General features: G+C 50.5%; 5 protein-coding genes and 1 pseudogene. 1 reads left to right on the forward strand and 5 read right to left on the reverse strand.

The window, feature by feature from the left end; translation table 11 throughout:
• Positions 1-118: 118 nt before the first annotated feature.
• The gene (locus VU18_RS15115) at positions 119-1,225 is read right to left on the reverse strand and encodes a glycerate kinase (RefSeq protein ID WP_047758395.1); all 1,107 of its coding nucleotides are present in this window, start codon (positions 1,223-1,225) and stop codon (positions 119-121) included.
• A 716-nt stretch (positions 1,226-1,941) separates the two neighbouring features.
• Between VU18_RS15115 and VU18_RS15120 the strand changes: the two genes are divergently transcribed.
• Positions 1,942-3,180, forward strand: coding sequence for a GGDEF domain-containing protein (locus VU18_RS15120; protein ID WP_031205532.1), 1,239 nt, complete (start codon positions 1,942-1,944; stop codon positions 3,178-3,180).
• A 358-nt stretch (positions 3,181-3,538) separates the two neighbouring features.
• Here the strand turns inward: VU18_RS15120 and rlmH are convergent, their stop codons facing one another.
• The 4 genes and pseudogenes from rlmH to VU18_RS20820 all read right to left on the reverse strand — a co-directional run.
• The gene (gene rlmH, locus VU18_RS15125) at positions 3,539-4,018 is read right to left on the reverse strand and encodes a 23S rRNA (pseudouridine(1915)-N(3))-methyltransferase RlmH (protein WP_021321295.1); all 480 of its coding nucleotides are present in this window, start codon (positions 4,016-4,018) and stop codon (positions 3,539-3,541) included.
• Positions 4,019-4,102: 84 nt separating this feature from the next.
• On the reverse strand, positions 4,103-4,255 hold the full coding sequence (locus VU18_RS17645) for a CxxH/CxxC protein (RefSeq protein WP_011232932.1): 153 nt from the start codon (positions 4,253-4,255) through the stop codon (positions 4,103-4,105).
• Positions 4,256-4,310: 55 nt separating this feature from the next.
• Positions 4,311-4,481 (reverse strand): PDZ domain-containing protein (locus VU18_RS20815; protein ID WP_236687434.1); only part of this gene is annotated, 171 nt, incomplete at its 5' end.
• A 4-nt stretch (positions 4,482-4,485) separates the two neighbouring features.
• A pseudogene (locus VU18_RS20820) lies at positions 4,486-5,048 on the reverse strand (S1C family serine protease); the annotation flags it as partial.

The following is a 5,048-nucleotide window of genomic DNA, read 5'->3' on the forward strand; positions in this document are numbered from 1 at the left end:
CTGATCCTTTTGGGACACCCGTTCTCATTACTGTTGTACATAGAAACAAAATGACCGAATGGTGTTCCATTTAAGGGGCGTCGCCTTTTTGGATCAGCCCCTTCTTTTGTCGAAAATATTAACGGAAGAATTGTTTTCCTATTTGGCCAAGACGGTATACGGACGCAATATGCCGCGCCGTTTGTGTCACATAATGTTCTGCCTGCTCCAACGCTTTTTCAAGCGGCACGACGCCGGGCACGATCGTAAACAGCGCGGCGATGCCGATGACGGGGACGCCGAACTGTTTCGCTGTCTTGGCGACGCCGATCGGCGTTTTGCCGAACACCGTCTGTCCGTCAATCCGCCCTTCGCCGGTGATGACCAAGTCAGCGTCTTTGACGCGCTCCGCGAGCTGAACCGTCTCGATCACAATCTCTACGCCGCGCTTTAGCTCGGCCGGGAGAAACGCGAGCAGTCCCGCCCCCAACCCGCCGGCCGCACCCGCTCCCGGGATGTCGCCGACTTGTTTGCCGAGATCGCGTCGGATGACATCTGCGTAATGCGCCAAATTCCGGTCGAGAACGGCGACCATGTCCGGTGTCGCCCCCTTTTGCGGACCGAAAATGGCCGACGCTCCGTTCGGACCGGTAAGCGGGTTGTCGACGTCGCACGCCACGTCAATGCGGACTCCCCCAAGACGCGGGTCGAGACCGGAAAGGTCAATCGCATGCAAATCGGCCAGCGCGCCGCCGCCCGGACCGATGTCGCAGCCGTCTTCGTCCAAAAGCCTTCCCCCGAGCGCCTGCACCATGCCGGCCCCACCGTCGTTCGTCGCGCTGCCGCCAATGCCGATGATGAGGTGGGTGGCGCCGGCATCCAGCGCTGCAAGGATCAACTCCCCTGTCCCTCGCGTCGTCGTCACCAATGGGTTGCGCCGGTCGCGCGGGACAAGGTGCAGCCCTGAGGCGGCGGCCATCTCAATCACCGCCGTCTTCCCATCGCCAAGCAAACCAAAAAACGCCCGCACCGGCTCGCCGAGCGGCCCGGTCACTTCCGTTTCGACGATGCGGCCGCCGGTCGCATCAACGAGCGACCGCACCGTCCCTTCCCCGCCGTCGGCCATCGGCACCTTAACGTATTCCCCCTCCGGAAACACCGTGCGAAACCCACGCTCGACCGCCTCGGCGACTTCGAGCGCAGAAAGGCTTTCTTTAAATGAATCAGGGGCAATAACGATTTTCATTCTTTTTCCCTCCTCTTTTGTCTCCATCCAAACCTTGAAAACGAAAAGTCATCGGAAACGGCTGTCTTGGCACAAACGATGACAATAGCCTCCACTATAAGTTGTTCGCCAACCGAAGCGCTGCTTCCTTTGAGCGCAAACAAATCGCCAACATACTTACGCCACGAACAAGCCATGGCTGCTCGTAGCCGTCATAAGCGGGAAAAGAGAAGCGCCAAACACCTCAGCCGCCGCAATCGTATTCGGATTCGGCGATATGATATTTCCGGCCTTTCCGTCGCCGACAACGCCGCAATCGCGCTAGCTGTACTGGAAGAACCACCTATGCTTTATCTGCTTCCCTTTTCATTCAGCGAAATAAGCACGATCCAGCTGTATAGTTCACGAAAGAACCGGCATCGATTGGAACCAACTTTCACTCAATATGTGTCAAATTTTGTGGAAAAAAGGCGAAAAACAATGCCATTTCGTCTATTTTCACAATTGTGTATATAGTACTATAATAGATGTAACCATATGTTCGTTTGTTCCAATTGGGAACATCTTGATTCTATAAAAAAGACGGTTTCCAAATTCACCGTTCGCCATCGCCGGCTNTAATCCGTATTTTTGCTGAAAGCCACTGGCATGTGAGCAGCCTTCCTTTTCTTTTTTTTGGAATCACTTCATCAACGCCGAAGTTGTCAGAGGTCAGATTTATAGGAGAGAGAGCTGTGATGTTACTCCGAGCACGACCGATGATTTTTGCTGTTTTTTCCGCATCCATTGTTGTTGTTTTTGTGTCAGAACCGCCTTCCTTCGATCGCACCTATGTCATCGCTTTGCTGTTTTATTGGCTGTTTTCCAGCTTGTATTCACACTTGCGCGTCATAGACAAAACGAAAAACAATATTCCCGTTGATTACGGCATTAACTATAGTTTATCGTTCGCCTTATTTGCCGGCCCGTTCGGGCTGTTTATCTTTGAAGCGTTGTTTCGCTTGACTGAACATATAGCAAAAAAATATTTGAAAACAGCGGAACCCGATGAATGGCTGCACACATTGTGCAACATCGGCTCGTTTGTGACGTTCAATTCGCTCGCGTTTGCCTTATACAATCTCCTTGGTCCGCTGTTTCAGTCTATTCCGTTCATTGGCTTCTGGCTGCTTTTATTCCTGCTCGTCATCGTCGTTTCCTTTTTGACTGACTGTTGCCTGATCATCATTTTTTATATAACCGGCGACATTCAGACACAGCGCGAGGCGTTGGATTTTATTAAGACGAGAAGCTGGATGGACATGGGAAAAACGGCGCTGACAAACGGTCTGTTATTTCTCTTTTTGCAAGAACAGCGGTGGGATATGCTTTTGAGCTTATTTTTGCTGAATTACTTCGTCAGCCGCTCGTTCTTTTCCAAATCGCAAAGCATCCAGCATAAACTAGAACGCGACCACTTCGAAAAAATGGCCTACACCGACTTTTTGACCGGCATCCATAACCGCGCCTACATGGATCAAACGATCGCCAAGCTAAACGGATCCGGTGAATGGATTGGCGTCGTCGTCGCCGATATCGACAATTTTAAAACGATCAACGACACGTATAACCATGCCGTCGGCGACGAGGTGATCCGCCATTTCGCCTCAACCTTGAAACAGTTTCTCAAAGAGGGCGATTTTTTGTTCCGCAGCGGCGGTGAAGAATTTACGATGTTTTTGCGTAATCGCACATTTGAAGAGAGCGTCCGGCTTGTCGAGGAGATTCGAGAAGCAGTGCGCCATAGCACTGTGTTGGTCGATTATATGGCGGCAAAACGTCCCATTGCCTATACGTCGTCGTTCGGTCTTTACTTTTGTCAAGCAGAAGGAACGATGTCAATTGAAAAAGCGTACATTTATGCCGACCATTTATTGCTCCGTTCGAAAGAAAGCGGCAAAAATAAAGTATCAGCCCAATGCGGGGGAGTTGCATAAATTAGGCGGCTCTCCCCTGACTTTTCCTTAGCGCAACCCTCTTTTCCTGCTATATTTCCCTAAACGTCATTTGGCATAACACCTTAATCAAGATTCGCGATCTGTCAAACCAATGCGGCGCCCCTTGAGTGAATAACCTAAAAATTCCTTAATTGAAAAAGATTTCCATAAAATAATGAGACCGCTTCATCATTACACAAACGGTGATTGATGAAGGATAGCCGTTGTGCTGCATTGGCGGCAACGGCTATTTGAATCAAATGTCTCATACTTTATCCCCCATATTCAACCGTAATGGATAAATCTGCGATAGAACGTCTTCATCCCATCATGAAACTAAGAAATGGAAAAACCCCATTTACTTATGATACGGTTCCCCGCGGTTAATGCGAAATGCGCGGTAAATTTGCTCGAGCAAAATGAGGCGCATCAGCTGGTGTGGAAACGTCATTTTCGAAAACGACAGCGTCTCATCGGCGCGCGCCATCACTTGTTTGCTTAAGCCAAGCGAGCCGCCGATGACGAACACCACTTTGCTTTTGCCGTAGGTGGCGAGCTCATCGAGACGGGCGGCGAATTGCTCGGACGATTGCATCTTCCCTTCAATCGCGAGCGCGATGACGTGAGCGTCATGCGGAATTTTCGCCAGCAGCCGTCCTCCCTCGCGCTCTTTGATTTGTTCCTCCTCAAGTTCGCTCGCCCGCTCCGACGTTTTTTCATCAGCGACTTCGATGATGTCGATTTTGGCGTATGCGGACAGACGCTTTGTATATTCATTAATTCCAGCGATTAAATATTTTTCCTTCAATTTACCCACAGCGACAATGGAAATATGCACAAACAACCCCTGCCTTATAAACAGCTTATCAACAAGATTTATCCACATATACACAACACATATCCACATGTTGTGAAAAAACTGTTATCCTCCTACGACATATACAGCTTGTTTCGAGCAAAAATAGCACTGTTTTTCGCTGTTGTCCACAGGCAGGAGATCCGGCGCCTGTTCCGTTTCATCTACATATTGATCAATAGCGATGTCGACATGTTCTTCACATGTGAATATCATCATTCTCGCCCCTCTCCTTGTGGAAAAAAGAAGGAGCGTTTTCGCTCCCTCCATTCGTTTAATACGACTCACGCGCCAGCTTCATCGTGACCGTGCGTTTTTTCCCATCACGATAAAACGTGACTTCCATCCGGTCGCCGATCGATTTTTTCGTATACAAATATTTGCGCAAATCAAGCACGTTGCGGATTTTTTCGCCGTCAAGCGCCACGATGACATCAAACTGTTTNNNNCCCGCCTGTGCGGCCGGCGACATCGGCACGACTTGAATGACCGCCGCTCCTTCCGTTACGTTCGGCGGCAAATGGAGCGTCGCCTGCAAATGGTACGATGGGATGTCGCTCAGCGAGCGAAGTTCAACGCCCATGTACGGACGGCGCACTTGTCCGTATTTTTCCAAGTCCGAAATGATCGGAATGGCCGTGTTGATCGGGATCGCGAACCCGATGCCTTCAACCGCCTCTTGGGCGATTTTCATCGAGTTGATGCCGATGACTTGCCCTTTGATATTGACAAGAGCGCCGCCGCTGTTGCCCGGGTTGATCGCCGCATCTGTCTGCAATACTTCTGCGTTCCAGTCTGGAGCGCCGTCTTGGTCCAAATCGACTTCGACCGTCCGGTTCGTTCCGGAAATAATGCCTTGTGTCACCGAGCCGGCAAACTGCAAACCGAGCGGGTTGCCGATGGCAATGACTGGCTCGCCTGGCTTCACCGTATCGGAGTTGCCGAACTGGGCGACTTTTTTCACATGCTTCGCGTCAATTTCCAAGACGGCTAAATCCATAAGCACATCACT

This window comes from Geobacillus sp. ZGt-1 (assembly GCF_001026865.1).
Taxonomy (GTDB): domain Bacteria; phylum Bacillota; class Bacilli; order Bacillales; family Anoxybacillaceae; genus Geobacillus; species Geobacillus thermoleovorans.